General features: G+C 49.2%; 16 protein-coding genes and 1 pseudogene. 7 read left to right on the top strand and 10 right to left on the bottom strand.

What is annotated here, in order from left to right; translation table 11 throughout:
* The first annotated feature begins 15 nt into the window (after window positions 1-15).
* A complete protein-coding gene (locus tag JBF11_RS07715) occupies window positions 16-1218 on the top strand; it encodes an aspartate aminotransferase family protein (protein WP_334314904.1) in 1203 nt (400 codons plus the stop codon).
* An 8-nt stretch (window positions 1219-1226) separates the two neighbouring features.
* Window positions 1227-2300 (top strand): 3-isopropylmalate dehydrogenase, encoded by a 1074-nt coding sequence (leuB, locus tag JBF11_RS07710; protein WP_334314903.1) that lies wholly within the window; start codon window positions 1227-1229, stop codon window positions 2298-2300.
* Window positions 2301-2840: 540 nt separating this feature from the next.
* On the opposite strand, the gene nth is transcribed toward leuB, so the two are convergent.
* From nth to yihA, 7 genes and pseudogenes are all read right to left on the bottom strand, one after another.
* Window positions 2841-3506 carry an endonuclease III gene (gene nth, locus JBF11_RS07705; RefSeq protein WP_334314902.1) on the bottom strand — a complete coding sequence of 222 codons (666 nt, stop codon included), beginning with the start codon at window positions 3504-3506 and terminating at the stop codon, window positions 2841-2843.
* A 47-nt stretch (window positions 3507-3553) separates the two neighbouring features.
* Window positions 3554-4429: a bifunctional methylenetetrahydrofolate dehydrogenase/methenyltetrahydrofolate cyclohydrolase FolD gene (gene folD / locus JBF11_RS07700; protein WP_334314901.1), complete on the bottom strand. Its 876-nt coding sequence runs from the start codon at window positions 4427-4429 to the stop codon at window positions 3554-3556.
* A gap of 8 nt (window positions 4430-4437) precedes the next feature.
* The gene (locus JBF11_RS07695) at window positions 4438-5790 is read right to left on the bottom strand and encodes a sigma-54-dependent transcriptional regulator (RefSeq protein WP_334314900.1); all 1353 of its coding nucleotides are present in this window, start codon (window positions 5788-5790) and stop codon (window positions 4438-4440) included.
* Between the two features lie 4 nt (window positions 5791-5794).
* Entirely contained in the window at window positions 5795-7285 is a 1491-nt protein-coding gene (locus JBF11_RS07690) for an ATP-binding protein (protein WP_334314899.1), read from the bottom strand.
* Window positions 7269-8444: a thiamine-phosphate kinase gene (locus JBF11_RS07685; protein ID WP_334314898.1), complete on the bottom strand. Its 1176-nt coding sequence runs from the start codon at window positions 8442-8444 to the stop codon at window positions 7269-7271. The genes JBF11_RS07690 and JBF11_RS07685 overlap by 17 nt, the downstream gene beginning before the upstream one ends.
* Window positions 8445-8460: 16 nt before the next feature.
* On the bottom strand, window positions 8461-10677 hold the full coding sequence (locus JBF11_RS07680; RefSeq protein WP_334314897.1) for an ATP-dependent helicase: 2217 nt from the start codon (window positions 10675-10677) through the stop codon (window positions 8461-8463).
* A 296-nt stretch (window positions 10678-10973) separates the two neighbouring features.
* Window positions 10974-11615, bottom strand: a pseudogene (gene yihA, locus JBF11_RS07675) (ribosome biogenesis GTP-binding protein YihA/YsxC); the annotation flags it as partial.
* Window positions 11616-11749: 134 nt separating this feature from the next.
* Here yihA and JBF11_RS07670 point away from each other — a divergent pair.
* From JBF11_RS07670 to dnaJ, 5 genes are all read left to right on the top strand, one after another.
* Entirely contained in the window at window positions 11750-12220 is a 471-nt protein-coding gene (locus tag JBF11_RS07670) for a type II 3-dehydroquinate dehydratase (protein WP_334314896.1), read from the top strand.
* Window positions 12221-12241: 21 nt separating this feature from the next.
* Entirely contained in the window at window positions 12242-12799 is a 558-nt protein-coding gene (gene efp / locus JBF11_RS07665; protein WP_334314895.1) for an elongation factor P, read from the top strand.
* Window positions 12796-15195 (top strand): DNA translocase FtsK, encoded by a 2400-nt coding sequence (locus tag JBF11_RS07660; RefSeq protein ID WP_334316329.1) that lies wholly within the window; start codon window positions 12796-12798, stop codon window positions 15193-15195. The genes efp and JBF11_RS07660 overlap by 4 nt, the downstream gene beginning before the upstream one ends.
* 139 nt (window positions 15196-15334) lie before the next feature.
* Window positions 15335-15580 (top strand): DNA-directed RNA polymerase subunit omega, encoded by a 246-nt coding sequence (gene rpoZ, locus JBF11_RS07655; protein ID WP_334314894.1) that lies wholly within the window; start codon window positions 15335-15337, stop codon window positions 15578-15580.
* A 123-nt stretch (window positions 15581-15703) separates the two neighbouring features.
* Window positions 15704-16810 carry a molecular chaperone DnaJ gene (dnaJ, locus tag JBF11_RS07650; RefSeq protein WP_334314893.1) on the top strand — a complete coding sequence of 369 codons (1107 nt, stop codon included), beginning with the start codon at window positions 15704-15706 and terminating at the stop codon, window positions 16808-16810.
* 601 nt (window positions 16811-17411) lie between these two features.
* Here dnaJ and JBF11_RS07645 read toward each other — a convergent pair.
* Genes JBF11_RS07645 through JBF11_RS07635 form a run of 3 tightly spaced genes read right to left on the bottom strand, consistent with a single transcriptional unit; the run spans window position 17412 to window position 21158 of the window.
* Window positions 17412-18788: a sigma-54-dependent transcriptional regulator gene (locus JBF11_RS07645; RefSeq protein WP_334314892.1), complete on the bottom strand. Its 1377-nt coding sequence runs from the start codon at window positions 18786-18788 to the stop codon at window positions 17412-17414.
* Between the two features lie 13 nt (window positions 18789-18801).
* Window positions 18802-20340, bottom strand: coding sequence for a sensor histidine kinase (locus JBF11_RS07640; protein WP_334314891.1), 1539 nt, complete (start codon window positions 20338-20340; stop codon window positions 18802-18804).
* Window positions 20337-21158 carry a tetratricopeptide repeat protein gene (locus JBF11_RS07635; RefSeq protein ID WP_334314890.1) on the bottom strand — a complete coding sequence of 274 codons (822 nt, stop codon included), beginning with the start codon at window positions 21156-21158 and terminating at the stop codon, window positions 20337-20339. The genes JBF11_RS07640 and JBF11_RS07635 overlap by 4 nt, the downstream gene beginning before the upstream one ends.
* Window positions 21159-21199: the final 41 nt, after the last annotated feature.

Genomic DNA, 21199 nt, shown 5'->3' with positions numbered 1-21199 from the left:
AAACGGAGCTGTGAAATGACACGTTTTGAAGCGTTGAAAGCAAGAGAGGAAAAACTCTTGTGCAGGACCTACGGTCGTTACCCCGTCAGTGTTTCCCGTGCGAAAGGAAGCAAGATGTGGGATGTCGACGGCAAGGAATATCTCGACCTTTTATCAGGCATAGCCGTGACAGCCCTCGGGCATTGCAACGAAGAACTTGCGGAAGTCATCGGCGAACAGGCAAAAAAGCTTATCCACGTCAGCAACCTGTTTTATCAGGAAGAACAGCTTGACTTGGCGGAACGCCTCTTGAAAACGTGCCACATGGACAAGGTGTTTTTCTGCAATTCCGGAGCGGAAGCCAATGAAGCGGCGATCAAAATCGCACGGCGTTACCAGCAGCGGGTAAAAAACACGGAACGCTATGAAATCATCACGTTCAGCCACGCTTTCCACGGACGCACCCTTGCGACCCTCGCCGCCACGGGACAGGAAAAATATCTGGACGGTTTCAGCCCCAGAACCGACGGTTTCGTGCAGGCCGCATGGCATGATATCGAAGCCCTCAAAAAGGCGGTTACCGATAAAACAGCCGCGGTGCTTATCGAAATCATCCAAGGCGAGGGCGGGGTGAACTGTCTTAGCCCGGAATATGTGGAACAAGTGCAGGAACTTTGCCGTAAAAACGGTATTCTCTTCATGGTTGACGAAGTGCAGGCAGGGCTTTGCCGCTCCGGCAAATGGTGGGCTTTCCAGCACTACGATGTCAGGCCCGATGTCATTACCAATGCAAAAGCCCTTGCCAACGGGCTTCCCCTCGGCTGCATGATGACGACGGACGAAATAGCCAAAGCTTTCGTTCCCGGTTCCCATGCCACAACTTTCGGAGGCGGCGCGCTGGTGACGAAAGCCGGCGCAAAAGTTCTTGAAATCATGGAACGGGACAAATTGGCGGAACGCGCCGAACACCTCGGCAACTATCTTGAAACAAACATCATGGCGCTGAAAAGCCCGTGGATAAAAGAGGTGCGCGGCTTCGGACTGCTGCGGGGCATTCAGCTCACCTGTTCCGAAGAAAGCGCCAAAACCCTTTGGAACAGCCTCATTGAAGAAGGCATTGTCATAAATCTTACCCAAGGAACAGTTTTGCGTTTGCTTCCCGCCCTCACCATCAGCGAGCAAGAACTCGGTCATTTCATACAAATCCTTGACAAACTGCTAAAACGAATTGAAAAATAGAGGCATTTATGAAAAAACACATCGCAGTAATGGCAGGTGACGGAATCGGACCTGAAATCGTCGGACAGGCGCTTCGGGTCCTTGACGCGGCGGCACGGAAATTCAACCATGAATTCAGCACGGAACATGTGCTTATCGGAGGTATCGCCATAGATGAAACGGGCTCTCCGCTTCCGGAAGCGACCGTTGAAGCGTGCAGGAAAGCGGACGCCGTTTTGCTCGGAGCCGTGGGAGGACCCAAGTGGGACACCATCGCCCCTGAAATCCGTCCTGAAAAAGGCTTGCTCGGAATCCGCAAGGCTTTGGGACTGTTTGCGAATCTCCGCCCCGCCCGCCTTTTCCCCGAACTGTCCGGCGCGTGCCTTTTGCGCAAAGACATTGTGGACAAGGGACTGGACGTCATGGTTGTCCGTGAGCTGACCGGAGGCATTTATTTCGGCAAGCCTGCCGGCGTTGAAGTCCGCGGCGGCAAACGCACAGGCTTCAATACCATGATTTACGATGAAGACGAAATACGCCGCATAGCCCATATCGCATTCAAAGCAGCCATGAAACGCAGGAAAAAAGTTTGCTCCGTCGATAAGGCGAATGTGCTTGACGTGAGCCGCTTATGGCGCGAAGTGGTCATCGAGGTTTCCAAAGAATACCCGGAAGTCAGCCTCAGCCACATGTATGTGGACAATGCCGCCATGCAGCTTGTGCGCGACCCGAGCCAGTTTGACGTCATTGTCACGAGCAATCTTTTCGGCGACATCCTTTCCGACGAAGCCGCCGTCATCACCGGCTCCATCGGCATGCTCGCCTCCGCCAGCCTCGGCAGCGAATATGCGGGGCTTTACGAACCAATCCACGGTTCCGCCCCCGATATCGCAGGACAAAACAAAGCCAATCCCCTTGCGACGATTTTATCGGTATCCATGATGCTTCTTCATGAATTCGACCTCGAAAAAGAAGCCCTGTGCATTGAAAATGCCGTCCGCAAAACATTGCAGGACGGATTCAGGACCGGCGATATCATGGAAGAGGGCAAAACCCTGTGCAATACCATTGAAATAACTGATAAAGTCATTGAACGCTTATAAAGATACGCTCTATTAAAGGGGGAACGGACGTTCCCCCTTTGTATCGCTCTCCCATATTTTTTGCTCTCTTTTAAAAAACGAAACAGCTTTCGCTGTCTGTTTTTGAGAGTTCGCAGCATTGAGCATATTGCCGATTTTCGGCACAGTGTATCTTTTTTCTCTCCAAGACGCATTTTTGCCGTACTGCTGACGTAGAACGGCTAACCGCTTTTGTCAAAAAGATATTTCATATCTCATTATGTGATTATACTTAGAAAAGGACGGGGCATACCGATAAAAAACAACCTGTGTATTTGCAGGCATTCGGAATTATTCCCTGAGATAAAAAAAACTGTTTTTTCCGAAAATAAAAACAAATCTTCAAATCGGGTTAAATCAAGGTCGTATAAAACCTTGTGCATGCTAAACGGAACCGCTCCATATCATTAACTATGATACTGAAGACAGCTTTCTCTGTACGCAATTTCACCTTTTACGGCAGCAAATTCAGAAGACAGCCGCAGAACCCATACGGTGACAATGAAACAAAAAGCAAGCTGTTCAGCCTGTTTTTTTCGGTTCGTATTTCGGGCAAAGCGTATCAAATTCACATTCCGCACATTTCGGATTTCTTGCATCGCAAACTTGCCTTCCAAACCACACAAGACGGTGATTGACATTGCCCCATTCCTCCCGCGGAAAAATTTCCATCAAATCTTTTTCCACCTGCACGGGGTCTTGGGAAGCCGTAAGCCCGAGCCTGTGACTGATACGTTTCACATGAGTATCGACAGCCAACCCCTCATTGATTCCGAAAGCCGTATATAAAACAACATTGGCGGTCTTGCGCGCCACGCCGGGAACCCTGACCAGCTCTTCCATGGTCCGCGGCACTTCACCCTGATATTTTTCAGCAAGAAGCTTTGCCGCCGCCACGATATTTTTCGCCTTGTTGTGATAAAAACCGGTAGACCGTATTATCTCTTCCACATCGGCGATATTTGCCCGCGCAAGACTGAACGGGTCTTTCCATTTTGCAAAAAGTTTCGGCGTCACCATATTCACCCGCGCGTCCGTGCACTGGGCGGAAAGCACGGTCGCAATCAAAAGCTCCCATGCGTTTTCATGGTGCAAATGCGTTTCCGGCTCAGGATACCGTTTTTGCAGCCCCTCCTGAATTTTTCGCGCCTGTTCCCTGCGAAACGCCAAAGATTTTTTCCGTGCCATAGCAAATGCCCTTTTTTAAATACCGTCTTTTTTACGGCAACATATCCTTATGCCAAATCTTCAAGCCGAATTAAACCCATTGCGTATTTCCATGCCTGCATGGTGTTCTCAAGAAGCTGGGAAATGGTCATGAGCCCGATTCCTCCCGGAACCGGCGTCATGGCGGCGACTTTTCCCTCCAACGCTTTGAAGTCCGCGTCGCCGCAAAGCCCGTCTTCCGTGCGGTTGATGCCTATGTCGATAATCACGGCGTCTTCCTTGACCATATCGGGAGTGAGAAAACGGGGTCTGCCGATCGCCAAAAAAATAAAATCGGCTTGCCGGCAAATCTCTTTTAAATTTCTGGTTTTTGAATGGCACATGGTCACTGTCGCATTCATGGTCTTATCATTCAGCATCATGGCGAGGGGACGTCCCACCAAATGGCTTCTGCCAAGCACGACGCAGTTCTTGCCCTCCAAATCGTATTTATAATAATCAAGCAAAAAAAGCGTTCCCGCCGGTGTGCACGGACGAAGAGCCTTGAGCCCCAAAGCGAGCCTGCCTTGGTTTTCAGGGTGCAGACCGTCGACATCCTTGCGGGGATCGATGGCTTGCAGGCAGGCTTGCGTATTCAGCCCCTCAGGCAAGGGAAGCTGCAGCAAAATGCCGTCGACCCTATCATCGGCGTTCAGTTCCCTGATCAGTTTTATCAGGTTTTCCTGCCCTATGTCATGGGGCAAACGGTAGGAATAGGACGTGATCCCCACTTCTTCGCAAGCTTTTTCCTTATTGCGGACATACACTTGGGACGCAGGGTCCTCCCCCACCAAAATCACGGCAAGCCCCGGAACACGTTTGACTGCGGAACTAAGCGCGGCTATTTCTTCCTTCACTTTCGCGCGCAGCGCCTTTGAAACACTTTTTCCTTCCAACAAAAGCATAAGGACCCCTATTCTAAGTTATATTTTTTCAATTTGCTGTGCAAGGTCGCACGGGTGATTCCCAAACGTCTTGCCGCCTCGCTCTTATTATCCGCCGTTTCCGCCAATGTTGCGGAAATGGCTTCTTTTTCGATATCATCCAAGGATTTGTTGGCAAGAATGCCGCTTGGCACGGCTGCCGTGTTTCCCGTCATCTGCTGAATGGCGAGAGGCAAACTCCTTTCCGTGACGTATTCGCCCACAGTGAGAATGACAGCCCGTTCCATGGCGTTTTCCAATTCCCGCACATTGCCGGGCCAATCATACCGCATAAGCATGTCCATGGCCTGAGGGCTGAACCCTTTTATGGATTTCCTGTTCGCACGCGCAAAGTTTTCCACAAATTTCTGCGCAAGTAAAGGAATATCATCCTTACGCTCGCGCAAAGCCGGAACTTCCAGAGCGATGACATTCAAACGGTAGTACAGATCTTCCCTGAAACGCCCGGCTTCCACTTCTTTTTGCAAATTCCTGTTGGTGGCGGCAATAATCCGCACATCGACGATTTTCACCTTATCGCTGCCCACACGCTGGATTTCGCCGTTTTGCAAAACCCGCAAAAGCTTGACTTGCAGGGCGAGCGGCATTTCGCCGATTTCATCGAGAAAAAGCGTGCCGTTATCCGCCTGCACAAAACGCCCTTCGCGCATTTTGTCCGCTCCGGTGAACGCGCCTTTCTCATGCCCGAAAAGTTCCGATTCCAACAAATTTTCCGCAAGGGCGGCGCAGTTGATTGTTACAAAGGCTTGGTTTTTTCTCAGACTGTTCGCTTGAATCGCTTTTGCGACAAGCTCTTTTCCCGTGCCGGATTCTCCGGTGATAAGCACCGTCGCCTCACTCGGAGCGACGGTTTCAATCATTTCCTGCAAAGAACGCATAAGCGCGCTTTTTCCCAAAGGCATGGTCTGCGCAATGCCGAGGGCTTGCTTCAGCTGCGTGTTTTCCTCTTTCAGGCGGGTATGTTCCAACGCATTGTAAAGCGTGGCCTTAAGCACTTCAAAATCCAAAGGCTTCGTCACATAGGAATACGCCCCCATTTTCATTGCTTCGACCGCTTTTTCCACGGAAGAATATGCTGTCATCAAAACAACCGGAATGGCGGGGTTCCACTCATGAATGGCGAGCAACGTGGCGAACCCGTCCATATTGGTCATTCTCACGTCGCACAGCACCAAATCGACAGCCTGCTTTTTCACGAAGTCCACGGCGTCTTCCCCGGTTTCCACTTCAAAAGTGCGGTAATGCCAATTTTCAAGCATAAGTTTCAGCATGTTCCTATGCGCGTAATCATCATCAACAATAAGCAGCGTTGATTTTTGCATATTTTCATCCTCTCTTCGGCAAATACAGATTGAACACGGTTCCGAACCCCTTCTGGCTTTCCGCCTCTATGGAACCGCCGTGCGCCTCCAAAATTTTCCGCACATTGCTCAAACCGAGACCTGTCCCCTCATTCTTCGTCGTGAAATACGGGTCGAAAATCCTGCTTAAAAGTTCCGCGTCAATTCCGGGACCGTTATCCTTTATGGTCAGACAAAAATTTTTTTCCTGTTCCGTTACCGTCATATCGATATGATAGCGCTTTTCCTTTCGCAGGGTTTTCTTTTCATCGCGGATAGCCTCGACGGCGTTTAAACAGATATTCAAAACCGCCTGCTTGATACGGTCAGGGTCGATATTCAGCACCTTGCCCCTGCCGAAAACCCGAAACTCAATGCCAAGCTGTTTCGCGTCCGCCTGCAAAATGGCGATACACGTATCCAATACCCCGTCAATGGGAATTTCCGCTTTTTTAACATCGGTAGGACGGGAAACTCCCAGCAGTTCACCCACGACACGGTTCAGGCGTTCCGCTTCCTGCACCATGATTTGCGCCGCCTTATATTCATTGCTTTCTTTCGGAAAATATCCTGAAAAATACGTGGCATAACCCTTGATTGAACTTAAGGGATTGCGTATCTCATGGGCGACGCCGGCGGCTAAATTCCCGATGGCGGCGAGTTTTTCACGTTTAATGACTTCTTCTTCAAGCTCAAGCACTTCACGCCGCATGGAAGCGATGGTTTTTTCCGCTATGCGTATGGCTTTCCTGTTGCTGACCAATTTATTGACAAGGGAAACCATCCACATGGAAACGGAAGAAAGCCCCAAAATCCAAAGAGCGACGGTGAACGCCTTGCGTCTGTACACGGCGATGTCTTTTTGCAGGGTTTTGGAATTTATTGCGGCGAAAACATGCCTGACTTCATCTTTATTGATAAAGTCCGTAATTTCAGGATGCAGATACCGCAAATTCCCCTGACGGAAGTTTTCGCCGTAAATCCTGTGAACCAAAAAAAGCCGTTCATTGCCGATGCTCACAAAACCCCAAGCCGTGCCCTGCGCATCGGTTCTCGGCAAAATATGTTCCACCCGTTCCCAAAAACCGCTTTCTTCCCCGGCATCGAAAACAGTCAGATACGAACCGATTTTTTTCATGTCGCTGTGCGCCAAAAAGCGCCCCTCGCTATCGGTCACGGCAAGAAAAGAAAAATCGTCCTGCGTGCCCAGATGGCGGATATACTCATTGCGCACTTCCGTACTTTTAAACTGAATTTTATCCATAAGGACATTTTCAAAAAGCCATATGGCGCGAATGCCCTTGTCCGCCATTTGTTCGCCGAGCACTTCTTCGGACTGGCGGATATTGTAATCGGTGATAAACGCCACCACGAGCAAAAGCAGTAAGGAAGTGATCAAAAAAGGACGCCAGAAAGAAGGGCGCAGATCTTTCATCACTTCGGCAAGGGCTTCATTGTTTTCATTGGAAATGGTCAAAACCCGCTTCCTCCGCAATTTGCCGGTTGAACGTTACCGCACCGTTTGTGACGGCACCGAGCGCATGGAAATGTTCCACCGCGTGTTTTTTGCAAAACGCCTGCAAAGCGGGAAATCCCTCTTTTGCGCAAACGCCCGCCAGTCCGTAATCCTCACCGCCCTTATAGGCGAAAAGACAAGGGTCGAGCCCGTTTTTTCCGCAATATTCCCTCACTTCGGAAGAAAGCGTGTCTTCCGTCAGGACAATGTCGGCTCCGAACGCCTTTTCATCTGCGAAAACAAGCCCCTGGCGCGCAAGCAGACGCGGAATATCCCGCATGAGCCCGTCTGAAATATCCATGACGAACAAAGGAAATTCCTTTGCGAACCGCGAAAGCAAAAGCCCTTCCCGCACAAGGGGCGAAGGACGCAGATGAGCATTGACGGCATGGGGATATTTCTCCGCGCATTTCGCTTTGTCCTGCGTTTCTTCAAGCAAAAAAAGTCCGAGCCGCGCAAGCCCGATTTCTCCGATACGAAAAAGAATATCCCCCTCCCGCATGCATGCGCCTGCCTGCACGGGACGGTCCGCCTGCACGCTTCGCCCCGCATTTTTTTCCGCAGCAAGGTTTTTTGCATACGCACGGTGACGCATGAGGGGAACGCCACCATGTTCATACGTCCCCCAGGCGGTAATGCCGATATTCAATCCGCCTAACGTCAGAGGGTCGAGCCCTTCCTGCGTTTTCTCCTTGGTACGGGTCAGAGGAACTTTGGTCAAATCTCCTCCGCACAGCACCATATCGTATCGATTTGCAAGGTCCGCCATACTTTGGAAGCATTCTTCAAGCCACGCATGATCCTGCCTTTCGGTGAGGGTCAAATTGAAAGAAAAGGCGCAGGGCTTGGCACCGTTCGAGGCTAAATCGCTGATATTCACGGCTAACGCCTTATGCCCGATGTCCGAAGCCGTAAAATACGATGTGCGGAAATGGGCGTTTTCCGCAAAAATATCGGACGTTACGGCAAAAAGCGCCGAATTGCCGAGCGCGGCAGCCTGCGGCACTGTCATTAAGGCGCAGTCGTCGCCGCGCCCCAAGAGCATGTGGGGGTGCCGGTTGGGAAAATATTTTGCAATTAAATCCAATATGCCGTCTTCGCCGCTTCGTTTTTCGCTCATACATCCCGCCTCGGTTTCAGTCTTCAAAAGTCAGATAGGCTTTCATAATCACTTTCAGCCCGATACCCGTAAAATTCACCCGCACTTTTTCGGAATCGACTTCTTCAATGATTTTGCCGCGTCCAAAAACCTTATGCCTGCAATAGCCGAGTTTTACCGCCGGGTTTGCGCTTTTCGGTTTCGCAGCGCAGAAAACAGAATCCGTTTCCCGCTGTCCGCCCGCCGTTTCCTCTCCGCTTTCAGCCATGGCGTTTTTAAAACTGTCGAAAATATTGATGTCAGGCTTCATGGTTTGCAAAGGGCTTTTTTGCAGCCCCTGCTTAACCAACACCCCGCCGTATTGCTCAATCACTTCTTCGTATAAACGGGGGGGGATTTCTTTAATAAAGGGGCTCGGCACCGCCCTTTCCTCAAAACCCTGCCCGCGCTGCAAAATATTTTGCGGAACAAACAAACGCAGACTGTCCTTCGCCCGTGTGCAGGCAACATACAAAAGCCGCCGTTCTTCCTCATAATCTTCCGCACTGACCATCGCATGGCGGGAGGGAAACCTGTCTTCCACCAAATCGAGAATGAAAACATGCTTCCATTCCAAGCCCTTGGCGGAATGGACTGTCGATAAGACCACTTTTTGCCTGCTGTCGTCCCCGTCTTCCGCCTCGTCCGGATTTTCCAAAGACAAGTCAGCCATGAAAACCGCCAAGTCCGCATAACTTGAGGCAATGCCGGCAAGCTCTTCCAAACCTTGCTGACGGCGCGGCCAATCGTCCGGATAAAGAAGTTCCATACGCGGCTGATACTGATCGATCACGGCACGCAGCATCTTTTCGGGGGAAACGCTGTTTTTCCGCATTTCCATAAGAAGCTGCAAATCCGCCCAAAAATCAGGATATTTCTTACAGGCTTTCCGCAAAGCTTCCTTATCCTCCTGCATGGCGAGACCAAAAAGCTTGCGGGCTGTTTTGGCGCCTATTCCCTTACACAAGCCCGCCATACGTTCAAAAGCCGGCAAATCCATGGGGTTCAGGAGCAAACGCAGATAAGAGAGCACGTCTTTGATATGGGAAGCTTCCGTATATTTCACCCCGCCGTATTTCTTAAAACCGATGCCGAGCTTGTTCAGCTCGATTTCCAAATGATAAGACTGATACCCCGCCCGAAAAAGCACGGCGATATCCGCCCCCTGCTCCGTATGCAGAAGCCCGTCTATCATGCGGGCTGCAATACGCGCCTGCGTTATGTCGCTGAAAGGACGCACAACCTGCACGCTTACCGTGTTTTCCTCACAGCCGCGCTTAGAAAACAAATGCTTTTGATACCCGACGGGCGCGTTTTCCAAAACAGCGTTGGCAATATCCAAAATAGGCTGAACGGAGCGGTAATTTTCTTCCAGACGCACAATTTCACAGCAGGGGAAAAGCTTCGGAAATTCCAAAATATTTTGCACGTTCGCCCCGCGGAACGCGTAAATCGACTGGGCGTCGTCGCCGACAGCCATGACAGCCGTATCCCCGCCGGTCAAAAGACGCACGAGCCGAGCCTGCACCATGTTGGTATCCTGATATTCATCCACCATGACATGGCGGAAGCGTTCATGCATGCGTTTCAAAAGCGCAGGGTTCTCTTTTAAGCCTGCTTCCAGTTCAAAAAGCAAATCATCATAATCAAGCACGTTATGCTCACGCCTGTAAGCGTGATACAGCGTTTCAAGCTCGCAGAGGGCTTCCGCATGCGGGAGCAGGTGCTGGCTTTCACGGCGCAAAATTTCCTCAAGAGGCAGCTCTTTGTTGCGTGCCTTGCTGATAAGCCCGTGAACGGTCGCATTTTTCGGAAAAGACCTGTCCCCCTTGCCTATCTTTTTTTCATCCTTGCAGTGCCCGATAATTGCCGTGCAGTCGGCGCCGTCCAGAATACTCAAATTCGATTTCGCCCAGGAAGGGGGAAACTGCCGCAAAAGCGCATAGGAAAAAGCGTGGAATGTTCCGCCCTGCACGCCCATTAAATCGGAGCCGAGCAGGGAAGCCGCCCTGTGCAGCATTTCCTGGGCGGCTTTTTTGGTAAACGTCAAAAGCAGAATGGAATAGGGGTCAACGCCCCGTTCCGCCAAATAGGCGAGCCTGTATACTATGGTGCGGGTTTTTCCGCTGCCCGCCCCCGCAATGACGAGCAAAGGATTGTTCCCCGCCGTCACGGCCTGATACTGCGCTGAATTTAAAAGAGATAAGTCCGGCATTATTTTTCCTTTTCTTTTTTCCTGTGCTTCGCTCTTGATTTTTCCGCTTTCGCCCGTATGCGCGCTTTTTCCGCCCGGGCTTTTTTCAAAGCTTCCCGTTCCCTTGCCGCCGCCCCCCGCTTGGTACGGATTTTTTTGGGTTTTTCAGGGTCTCGGGCAAAGGGTCCGGCTGTTTCCGCCTGCCGCTCTTCCCGAAGTCCCGCCTGCCCGTTTTGTTCTTTTGGTTCTTCGGAAAGTATTTCTATCGATACTCCGACAACTTCATATACGCCCGCGCTCTTTTCTTCCTGCCCGGCGCTTTCTTCCGCATGAGAACCGACAAAGCGCGATTGTCCGGCAGCACCGATAAGTTTTTTCCATACGGCTTCCAAACCGAAACCCGTCTGCGAAGAAACAGCGACAGGCTCGCCTTTGGGAATAAGCACCGTCCATTGGTTTATGCGCTCACTGCGTTCTTTTTGCGTGCATTTGTCGGCTTTTGTCAAAATCGGAATAACAGGCACGGCATGCGCCAAGGCGAACCGCACCATCATCTTGTCCGCCTCCTGCGGCTCCAAACGGCAGTCGAGCAAAATAGCCATTGCGGCTAAATTCTCACATTCCACAAGATATTTCTCAATCAAATCCGCCCACAATTCCCGTTCGGACTTGGAGCGTTTCGCATACCCGTATCCCGGCAGATCCGTCAGATAAAAACCGTGCGGTTCGACTTTGTATAAATTGACGGAACGGGTTTTTCCGGGAGTGGAACTTACTTTCGCAAGCTGTTTCCTGCGCCCCAGCGCATTGATAAGTGAAGATTTTCCCACATTGGAACGCCCCGCAAGGGCTATATGCGGAAAATCGGGAGCGGCGTTTTTCAGCTGACCGAGCGTATAAAGCGTTTCTTCCAGCACAAGGCGGGGGAATTTAAAGTCTTCAAAATTAATATTGCCCATATTGTTCCCATTTGTTATAAAATACTGGTAACAGCAAAGATGTGTGTGATTATCTCTTTGTAATTTTAAACAAAACCGTTCATATTTGTATAATTTTTATACACCATTTCAAAAGAAAACACAAGGAAGATTTTATGCCTGAAAAAGTTTTGATTATCAACGGACCGAACCTCGGACATCTCGGCAAACGCGAAACGCACATTTACGGCGGACAGGGCATGGAATACGTTTTTGAGGAACTGCGAAAAAAAGGGCTGGAAGCGCTTTATTTCCAATCCAATCACGAGGGACGGCTCATTGACAGGCTGGAAGAAGCCCGCACGGAATTTTTAAACCGGGAAATTCCCGGCATCGTGCTTAACGCGGGAGCGTTCACCCATACCTCCCTTGCGCTCGCCGATTGTCTTTCCTGGATAAAGGTCCCTTATGTCGAAGTGCATATCAGCAATATTCTGACCCGTTCCGGCAATGCGAAATCAGAGGCGGACGGCTTGCGCGGCAAAAGTCTGATAGCCTCTTCCTCCATCGGGCTTATCGCCGGTTTCGGGCTTGATTCATATTTGCTTGCAGTTGACGCCCTAATACGTTATAACGCTAAAAACTAAACATTGAATCAAGGAGCAATTATGTATTCCACTACGGATTTCAAACGCGGCTTAAAAATCGAACTTGACGGCACACCTTATGAAATTGTTGAATTTCAGCATTTCAAACCCGGAAAAGGCGGCGCGATGGTGCGTACCAAACTCCGCAATATCCTGAACGGCCGCGTTGTAGACAATACGTTCCGTTCCGGCGAAAAAGTCGGACGTCCCGACCTTGAACAGCGTGACATGCAATATCTTTACCAAGAAGGTACCGATCTTGTCTTTATGGATATGGTCACCTATGAACAGCTCCACCTGAAAGCGGATTTCTGCGGCGGCAAAGAACGCTATCTGAAAGAAGCGCAGCAGGTTTCCGTTCTTCTTTACAACGGCGAACCTATCGATATTGAAATTCCCCTTTCCCTCATTCTTGCCGTCATCGAAACGGAAGAAGTCGCAAAAGGCGATACCGTCAACAACATCACCAAACCCGCAAAGCTTGAAACCGGCATCGTCATTCAGGTTCCCGCTTTCGTCAAAGTCGGGGACAAAGTGAAAGTCAATACCGAAAACGACGAATACCTCGGACGTGAATAAAAAATACAGTTTCAGGAAAGGGATACCCCCTTTCCTTTTTCGGAGTTCTTACGCGTAACACAAGACATGTACGCGAGCTTTTGGGCTTGCTCTTTTTATTTTTAAGCCTGCTTATAGGGATCAGCCTCTGGAGCCACAATATCAACGACCCCACGCTGAACCAGTCTATCAGCTCGTCCTATGAAGTGAAAAACTATGCCGGCACGTTCGGAGCGTATTTATCCGGTTTTCTCAACGATTTTTTCGGAATAGCCTCCTATGTCTGGGTGCTTTTCTTTTTCGGAATGGGTTTGGGCTTCATTGTGCGCTGGGTCATCATTCCATGGTACAGCATGCTCGGCTGCCTTATTTTAACCCTTTGCTTCATTTCTTTTGCGGAAGCGACCGGCATCGGCATCGGGGACGTGCAGGGAGGGGGATTTTGCGGCGCATGGCTTTATGCCACCTTCCATCTTTATTTCAATCCTATCGGCAGCGCTTTCATCTGGCTTTTCTGCCTTATGGCGGGCATGGAATTATGCTTCCATATTTCATGGGTCAATCTTTTCGGCAAAATCATCCAATTCGTCCTGCGCGTGAAAAACAACAGCAAAAGCGGCGATACGGTTTTTAATTATGAAGAAAAAACCGAAGAAAAATCGGGAAACTTTTTTAAAATATCCTTTAAAAACCCTTTCAAAAAAGAAAAAGCCGACGATAGCGCCCCCCCGCCCCTTCTTTCCGTTTATGACGAAGACGAGGACGATACGGATTACGAGCTGAGCGAAGACGATCCTTTGGGACTGAAAAGCTCGCCCCTTTCTTTCGCGGACAATGACGAAACCGAAGAAGAAACGAAAGAGGACAAAAAAGAAAACAAGGAAAACGGCGAAAAAGCGAAAGAAGAAAAATTGAAGAAAAAAAGCTTTTGGTCGTTTTTTTCCGACGATAAGGAAGAACCTGAAAATAAGGATTTGCCTCCCGCGGACCTTTTATCCCCTGTTGCGGAACAAAAAGACGCTCCCAATCAAAAAAGCCTCGATGAAAAAGGCAAAAAACTCATCGAATGTCTTGCGGATTTCGGCGTTATGGGCAAGCTTGCGGAAATTTTGCCCGGACCTGTGGTCACCATGTATGAGATACGTCCGGAACGCGGGGTGAAAGTCAAACGCTTCGAGGCGCTGGCGAAAGATATAGCCATGGCTATCAAAGCCGTGGCTGTCCGCATACAAGCCCCCATTCCGGGAACGGATACCGTCGGTGTCGAAGTGCCGAACGACAAACGCCAGATTGTCAGTTTTAAAGAAATCATCCAAAATTCCGCGTTCACGGAATCGCAGTCCAAGCTGACCTTGGGGCTCGGCAAAGATATTTTCGGAACGCCTGTCAGCATAAAAATGGACGATATGCCCCATTTGCTCGTGGCGGGAGCGACGGGCGCGGGAAAAAGCGTGTGCCTCAATTCCATTATTTTGAGCATACTCTACAAGGCGCAGCCCCATGAAGTGCAAATGCTGCTGATCGACCCGAAACGGGTGGAACTTTCCATGTATAACGGCTTGCCCCACCTTGTGCACCCCGTGGTGACGGATATGGATTTGGCGCGCAACGCGCTGCTTTGGGCTGTCGATGAAATGGACCAGCGCTATAAGCTTTTTGAAACGTTCGGCATGCGCAACATCACGGAATACAACGCTTTTGTCCGCAAAAACAAGGATAAGGAAGCGGACGGAACCTTGGCGGAACGCCTTAAAGCCGTTGAAAACGCCTCCTTGCAGGAATTGCCTTTCATCGTGATCATTGTTGACGAATTGGCGGACCTCATGATGCAAAAAGGCAAAGAAGTTGAAGGGCAAATCGCGCGGCTCGGACAGCTGGCGCGGGCCGCCGGCATGCACATCATCCTTGCGACACAGCGCCCCAGTGTCGATGTCATCACAGGGCTTATCAAAAATAATTTCCCCGCCCGCATAGCGTTCCAAGTTTCCGGCTCCATAGACTCCCGCACCATTTTGGACAGCGCGGGGGCGGAAGCGCTGCTCGGCAAAGGCGACATGCTCTATAAACCCCGTTCCGGGGGACTCCAGCGCATACACGGCGCTTTCGTCACGGAAGAAGAGGTCCGCGCTGTCGTTGATTTCTGGAAAAAACAAGGCAGTCCCGATTACAAGGTCGATTTCAGCAAATACGGCGATACAGCCCTTGAACCGAACTTCGACGAAGACGACGGCGGGTACGATGAAATGTATGATGTCATTCTCGACTGGCTCACGGACCAAGACGTTGTTTCCATTTCCATGCTTCAGCGGAAATTCAGGCTCGGGTTCAGCCGCGCCGGCCGCATTATCGACAAATTGGAGCAGGACGGCTATATCGAAGCCCGTTCCGGTTCCAAGCCCCGTAAAGTCATTCATTGAAACGCCCCTTGAAACATCGGGAACGCCCTTAAAAACTTAACTTGACAAAAGAACCATTAAGCATAATAATTTTTTTCTTTATTGAAGAATACCCCTTTTTAAGGGCGGAAATAAACCTCTTGCAAAAAGTGAGGAAAACATGGCTCGCATTACCATCGAAGACTGTCAGGAACGTATCAACAACCGTTTTTTGCTTGTGCAAATGGCAATCAAACGTGTGCATCAATTCCGTCAAGGCTATGAACCGCTTGTATCGACAAAAAATAAGGAATGCGTGACTGCTTTGCGTGAAATCGCCGCAGGCAAGATACTTCCTGAAAATATGGATTACTTCACCCCTGTCCGCGAAGGCGAAGATTTGCAAAAAAATCTTATTGACGATTAAAAAACAATGCTTATATGTATTGGATAGTCCAATGCATAATTGCTTTTGCAATATATGATGTCGACTGCGTGCAAACAAAGTCGGCATTGTTTTGTCCAGACCTCAACCTTACCCAGCATTATTATGAGCAAAAGAGATTATTACGAAGTTCTCGGGGTGGACCGTTCCGCCGGTGCCGAAGAAATCAAAAAAGCCTACCGCAAAATTGCTTTTGAAAACCATCCGGACAGAAATCCGGGCAACAAGGAAGCCGAAGCGCGTTTTAAAGAAGCGGCTGAAGCCTACGATGTTTTACGCGACAATGAGAAAAGGGCGCATTACGACAGGTTCGGACACAGCGATTTCGGCGCCGGTTTCGGCGGATTCTCCAATGAAGATATCTTTTCGCAATTCGGGGATATTTTTGAAAATCTTTTCGGCTTCGGCGGAGGGGGTTCCCGTTCCCAAAACCGCCCCACGGTCGGCGATGATCTGCGCTACAATTTAAAAATAACGTTCCGCCAGGCGGCAAAAGGCGATGACGTGCGCCTGACCATTCCGCGCACGGCCTCCTGCCCCGACTGCGGCGGCACAGGCGCAGCCAAAGACAGCAAACAGGAACAATGCACGCAGTGCAAAGGCATGGGACAAGTTTTCGTACAGCAGGGACCGTTCCGTTTTGCAAGCACCTGCCCAAAATGCCACGGTAAAGGCACGACTGTTTCCAAGCCTTGCCCCCGCTGCAAAGGTGACGGACATATTCAGGAAAAACGTGAACTTACCGTACATATTCCCGCCGGGGTTTACGACGGGGCGAGACTGCGCCTGCGCGGCGAGGGCGAAGCGGGCACCAACGGCGGTCCGAACGGCGATTTATATGTCGTCATTCATATCGAAGCGGACAAAGTTTTCGACCGCGAAGGGCAAAACCTTATTTACAGCACGAAAATTCCTTTCACCAAAGCGGCTCTCGGCGCAAAAATAAAAGTTCCCACCCTTGACGAAGAAATTGAATTTGAAGTGCCGAAAGGAACGCAAAGCGGCGCGATATACCAAGTCAAAGGCAAAGGGCTTCCGTACCCCGGGGAAAAACGCACCGGCGATCTTTTAATCGAAGTGATTGTCGAAACCCCGACAGACCTGTCCGCTGACCAAACCGAACTGCTCAAAGCCCTTGATACGCTTTTTGAAAAAAAAGAACAAAAACTTTCAACAAAGATAAAAAACAAAATCAAAGAGATAATCAGCTAGTTTTCAAAACCGGCTTCTTTTTCCAAAACCCCTTGCCGTCATAAGAGTTTTTATTTTTAATACACGGCTGCTGATAGTACGAAAGCCCTGCCGGCAAAATCCTGCAAAGCAATTCCAAACCACAGGCGTTTATCCGCCGTCAAGCGGTATTCCTCTTTTTCCGTTTCTTTGAAAAATCCATTTGTCCGCTTGGCATATGAAGAATGAATGACGGCGTACAGCCAAAAAGCAGGCAGGATTTTTGAGCTTGGCTGTTTTCACCCTTTGGAGGCGGGAACACCGGCTCTTTGCCGTAACAGTATGAATTAAAAAAAATTTCCCTCTTTAATTTAGGTCCAAGAGGGGAAGACCTTGCAAGTATTCATTCTTTAGAGTATTTCCGCATGATATTCATAATAGTATGTAATGTTAAAAATATGCAGAAAATTGGTATAAAAATTTTTGTAAAGGGGTGCAGGAAAAAAATTTTTGAAAACGTTTCTTCCCCCGCATAAAAATTATGTTAACTAGCCGTTACAGCAAATAAAATTACGGATAACTATACAATAAAAGGACGGGCAAAGGAGCATTCCCCGTCAGTTTCCTCTTCGGAAAGAAAACATCAATGTCCTGTGATATTGTATTTTTTGAGTTTGTACTGCATGAGGCTGCGGGAAATGCCGAGCATTTCGGCGGCGCGTGACTGCACGAAATCAGCCCGCACAAGGGCGCGGCGGATAACCGCTCCTTCGATTTTATCCAAAGTTTCAGCCAAATCCATGGTCGGCGGCAGCAAATCCACCGCGCTTTTGAACTGCGCGTCTTCGTCCTTGATTTCCGGCGGCAGATCTTCAACGCCTATTTCCTTATGGGCGACCATGATCACGCAGCGCTCGACCACGTTCTGCAGCTGGCGGATATTGCCCTGCCATTCGTACCCGTTGAGATAGTTAAGCGCCTCGTTGCTCACGTATTTTTGCGGCATATTGTTTTCCGCGCAAATCTTATTGATGAAATGGGCGACCAAAAGCGGAATGTCCTCACGCCGTTCCCGCAAAGGCGGCATGTTGATTTTCACCACATTGAGCCGGTAAAGCAAATCTTCCCGAAATTTTCCCTGTAAAACGAACTGGTTCAAATCTTCCGCCGTGCTCACCACAATGCGCACATCAACGGGAATGGGCTCCGTTCCGCCCACGCGTTCGATATTCTTGTCCTGCAAAACCCTTAAAAGTTTCACTTGCAATTCCATGGACAAAGCCCCGATTTCACTCAAATACAAGGTTCCCTGGTCCGCCAGTTCGATACGTCCGCGCTTCATGGCGACCGTATCGTTCACCCCGGAACTTTCCTGCCCGAAAAGCTCCACATCGAGGCTTTCTATCGTGAACGCCTTGCAGTTGACAGCCACGAAAGGCATGTCCTTGCGTGGGGAAGCGAAGTGCAAAGCCCTCGCTATGGAAGATTTGCCGGTTCCCGCTTCACCGCAGATCAAAACGGAAGATTTCGACTGCGCAACCCTGTCCACAAGGGCGAGGGTTTCCAATATGGCTTTGGATTTGCCGATGATCTGATGGGAGCTGAAGCGTTCTTCCAAGCTTTCGCGCAAGATTTGGTATTGCCTGTGGGTTTTGGACAATTCCATGGCATTGTGCAAAGAAAGCAGAAGTTCATCGTTGGCGAAAGGTTTTGTTATGTAATCGAAGGCGCCGTGCCGCATGACTTCGACCGCGCTTTCGATACTGCCGAAAGCCGTCATGATGAGCACGGGCAGGCGCGGATAATTCTTCTTCACGTGTTCGAGCAGTTCCTTTCCCGTGATTTTCGGCATCTTCATATCGGTAATCACAACGTCGACTTCGGAATCCTCCAAATAGGGCATGACCATTTCAGGGTCGTTGATCGTCGTCACTTCATATCCCTCATCTTCCAAAATAGCTTGCAAGATAAGCAAATAGTTTTTTTCATCATCTATGATCAATACGCGGCCGTTCGCCATAATCCTTCCTCACCTAAAAATATAGTTTTCCGTCGTTTTTTTCTTCCGTGCTTTCATGGGAAACCGGCAGGACAAATTCGACGCAGGCGCCAAGGACAGCGCCGTTTTCCTCCGCATTGCGCAAAGCCAGATTTCCGTTGTGGGCTTTGATTATGCTTTGCACGATAGGCAGTCCGAGTCCCGTTCCCGTATCTTTCGTCGTGTAAAAAGGGTCGAGGAATTGCGAAACATCGCCTTTAAACCCGGTTCCGCTGTCGGTGAAACTCAAATAAACGAAATCGTATTTCTGTTCGCCCCGTACCGTCAGCTTCCCGTCTTTTTTCATAGCCTGCTCCGCATTCACAAAAACATTGTATACGGCTCTGTACAGCAAATCGGCGTCCCCGCGGATACAGAGCCTTTCGGGAAGCAAAACATGAACGGCGATATTTTTTTCCGTAAACGAAGGTTTTAAAAACGCCAGAACCTTTTCCACAATTTCCGTAAGGTTGACTTCATCCTCGCCCGCCTTGCGCGGTTTCGCATAGTCCAAAAAGTCCGAAACCGTATTGCTGAGACGTTTTGATTCGTCATAAATCGCCTTGATCAGCTGGGTGCCCGTCTTATCCATATTTCCGCGGCCGATCAAATATTCGGAGCTTGATTTGATGATACCCAAAGGATTGCGGATTTCATGGGCAATGCTCGAAACCATGCGTCCCATGCTCGCCAGTTTTTCGCTTTGGTTGAGTTCCGCCTCAAGCTGTTTCGTGCGCTTGATACGCTCGGAAATGATACGTTCCGCAAGCTTGGCGATGATTTGCAAAAGCACGAACAAAATCAAAACGGAAAGCGTGAAACCGAATAATATGGTCCACTGCGAGCGGATGGCGATTTTATAAAGATCCGTGACGTCCTGCATGATTTCGAGCGCTCCGAGCACGGGTTTTTCCTCTTCGCTGATATTTCTGAACGGAGCCAGATCATAATCGATGGTCAAAGGATACACGGTGCGGAGCGTGAACGTTTCATCGGGCAAATTAGGCGTGAACAGCGCCTGCAAGAAACTCATTTTTGACGTGACTTCAAAGCTGTGCCCTTTTTGTTCAAAGACATTTTTCACCCCTTGGGTGGAAAGGTCCGTATTTTGCAGTTCTTCCTTGTCGGTGGAATACGCGACCATTTCATTCATATCGAAAATGCGTATGGATTCAATGCGCAGACCGTGCATGAGGGAATTGACCACTTCGTCGAGAAGGCGGTACTGATCAGGCTCGGAAAGGGTCACGCGCCCTGAGGCATAGGCGACGGGCAGGGTGAAACGCCGGAAAATTTGCCTGTTCATATTTTCCGCAAGAAGAAGCGCATAGGATTCCTGACTGTTGATCAGACTGCTTCTTGTGTTCGAGGCGATGAACACGGACAGGAAAATACTGAAAAGAATGATGACGACAAAAGAAATCCAGGAAAAAAGCTGCGCAAGCCCCAAGGTTTGCTGACTGACTTTTCTTTTGAACAGCCAGCTGTTGTTAAAACTGTTTTTTATGATGATAAGCAGGCGTGAAGACTTCATATTCCGCTCTTGTTTCCGGTAGCCTGCAAACGTTCCATGCGTTTTTTCACAACCTGCCCGTTGCCGTAAAGGGGCAGCGCCTTTTCATAATATTGCAGCGCGTTTTTCTTTTCACCCAAAATTTCATGGCAAAAACCCGTCTGATATAACGCCGTTCCTGTTTCCTTATCGGGCAGGGCTTCAAAACTCAATGCTTTTTCATAAAGTTTTATGGCTTTTTCATACTCGTTTTTATTGAAACTTCCCCTTGCCTGATAAAAATAAACATAAGCGAAATCCGCATCGGTTTTGCATAAAAGCAATAATTCCCCGAGCACGAGCTTCGCTTTTTCATATTGGCGCATTTGCTGATACGCCTGCACTATTTCAAAAAAAACGACTTTTTTCTTTTCTTCGTCCACTTTCACGTTTTGCAGATAATAAAAATGGCTGTTGACGCATTTGTCCCAATTCTTAATGCCGGCATAAAACGTTGTCAGCTTATCATGCACCTGCTCTAAAATTTCTTCCTTGGCGGGAGCGATCAAATATGCCAGTTCCAGAACTTCCCCCGCTTCACGGTATTTTGCGGCATTTTTGCAAATCAGAAAATTCTTTTCCAAAATCGCGAGTTTTTCTTCGGGAGAAAAGGCGTTGCTTACCGTAATCCGTTTCAGCTCCATGACAGCTTCTCTGAAATCTCCGAACAGCAGCTGTGTTTTTATATCACTTTGAATTTCTTCTTTAAAATCGTATTCGTTCGCCTGCACGTCATGGATTTGAATGTTAAAAAGCGTAAGAACGAAAAAAATCAGGCAGAATATCAAACATTTTTTCATATGATGCAATCCTAAAAAAAGGGGAGCGTTTTGTTCCCCTT

Source organism: Taurinivorans muris (assembly GCF_025232395.1).
GTDB lineage: Bacteria > Desulfobacterota > Desulfovibrionia > Desulfovibrionales > Desulfovibrionaceae > Taurinivorans > Taurinivorans muris.
Note: the sequence above shows the minus strand (reverse complement) of the source record. Positions and strands in the feature narration are given on the sequence as shown.

What these genes read in the sequence shown, in the direction of transcription:
- JBF11_RS07715 (WP_334314904.1), top strand. Translation starts at nt 16, where the DNA reads ATGACACGTTTTGAAGCGTTGAAAGCAAGAGAGGAAAAACTCTTGTGC.
- leuB (WP_334314903.1), top strand. Translation starts at nt 1,227, where the DNA reads ATGAAAAAACACATCGCAGTAATGGCAGGTGACGGAATCGGACCTGAA.
- nth (WP_334314902.1), bottom strand. Translation starts at nt 3,506, where the DNA reads ATGGCACGGAAAAAATCTTTGGCGTTTCGCAGGGAACAGGCGCGAAAA.
- folD (WP_334314901.1), bottom strand. Translation starts at nt 4,429, where the DNA reads ATGCTTTTGTTGGAAGGAAAAAGTGTTTCAAAGGCGCTGCGCGCGAAA.
- JBF11_RS07695 (WP_334314900.1), bottom strand. Translation starts at nt 5,790, where the DNA reads ATGCAAAAATCAACGCTGCTTATTGTTGATGATGATTACGCGCATAGG.
- JBF11_RS07685 (WP_334314898.1), bottom strand. Translation starts at nt 8,444, where the DNA reads ATGAGCGAAAAACGAAGCGGCGAAGACGGCATATTGGATTTAATTGCA.
- JBF11_RS07680 (WP_334314897.1), bottom strand. Translation starts at nt 10,677, where the DNA reads ATGCCGGACTTATCTCTTTTAAATTCAGCGCAGTATCAGGCCGTGACG.
- JBF11_RS07670 (WP_334314896.1), top strand. Translation starts at nt 11,750, where the DNA reads ATGCCTGAAAAAGTTTTGATTATCAACGGACCGAACCTCGGACATCTC.
- efp (WP_334314895.1), top strand. Translation starts at nt 12,242, where the DNA reads ATGTATTCCACTACGGATTTCAAACGCGGCTTAAAAATCGAACTTGAC.
- rpoZ (WP_334314894.1), top strand. Translation starts at nt 15,335, where the DNA reads ATGGCTCGCATTACCATCGAAGACTGTCAGGAACGTATCAACAACCGT.
- dnaJ (WP_334314893.1), top strand. Translation starts at nt 15,704, where the DNA reads ATGAGCAAAAGAGATTATTACGAAGTTCTCGGGGTGGACCGTTCCGCC.
- JBF11_RS07645 (WP_334314892.1), bottom strand. Translation starts at nt 18,788, where the DNA reads ATGGCGAACGGCCGCGTATTGATCATAGATGATGAAAAAAACTATTTG.
- JBF11_RS07640 (WP_334314891.1), bottom strand. Translation starts at nt 20,340, where the DNA reads ATGAAGTCTTCACGCCTGCTTATCATCATAAAAAACAGTTTTAACAAC.
- JBF11_RS07635 (WP_334314890.1), bottom strand. Translation starts at nt 21,158, where the DNA reads ATGAAAAAATGTTTGATATTCTGCCTGATTTTTTTCGTTCTTACGCTT.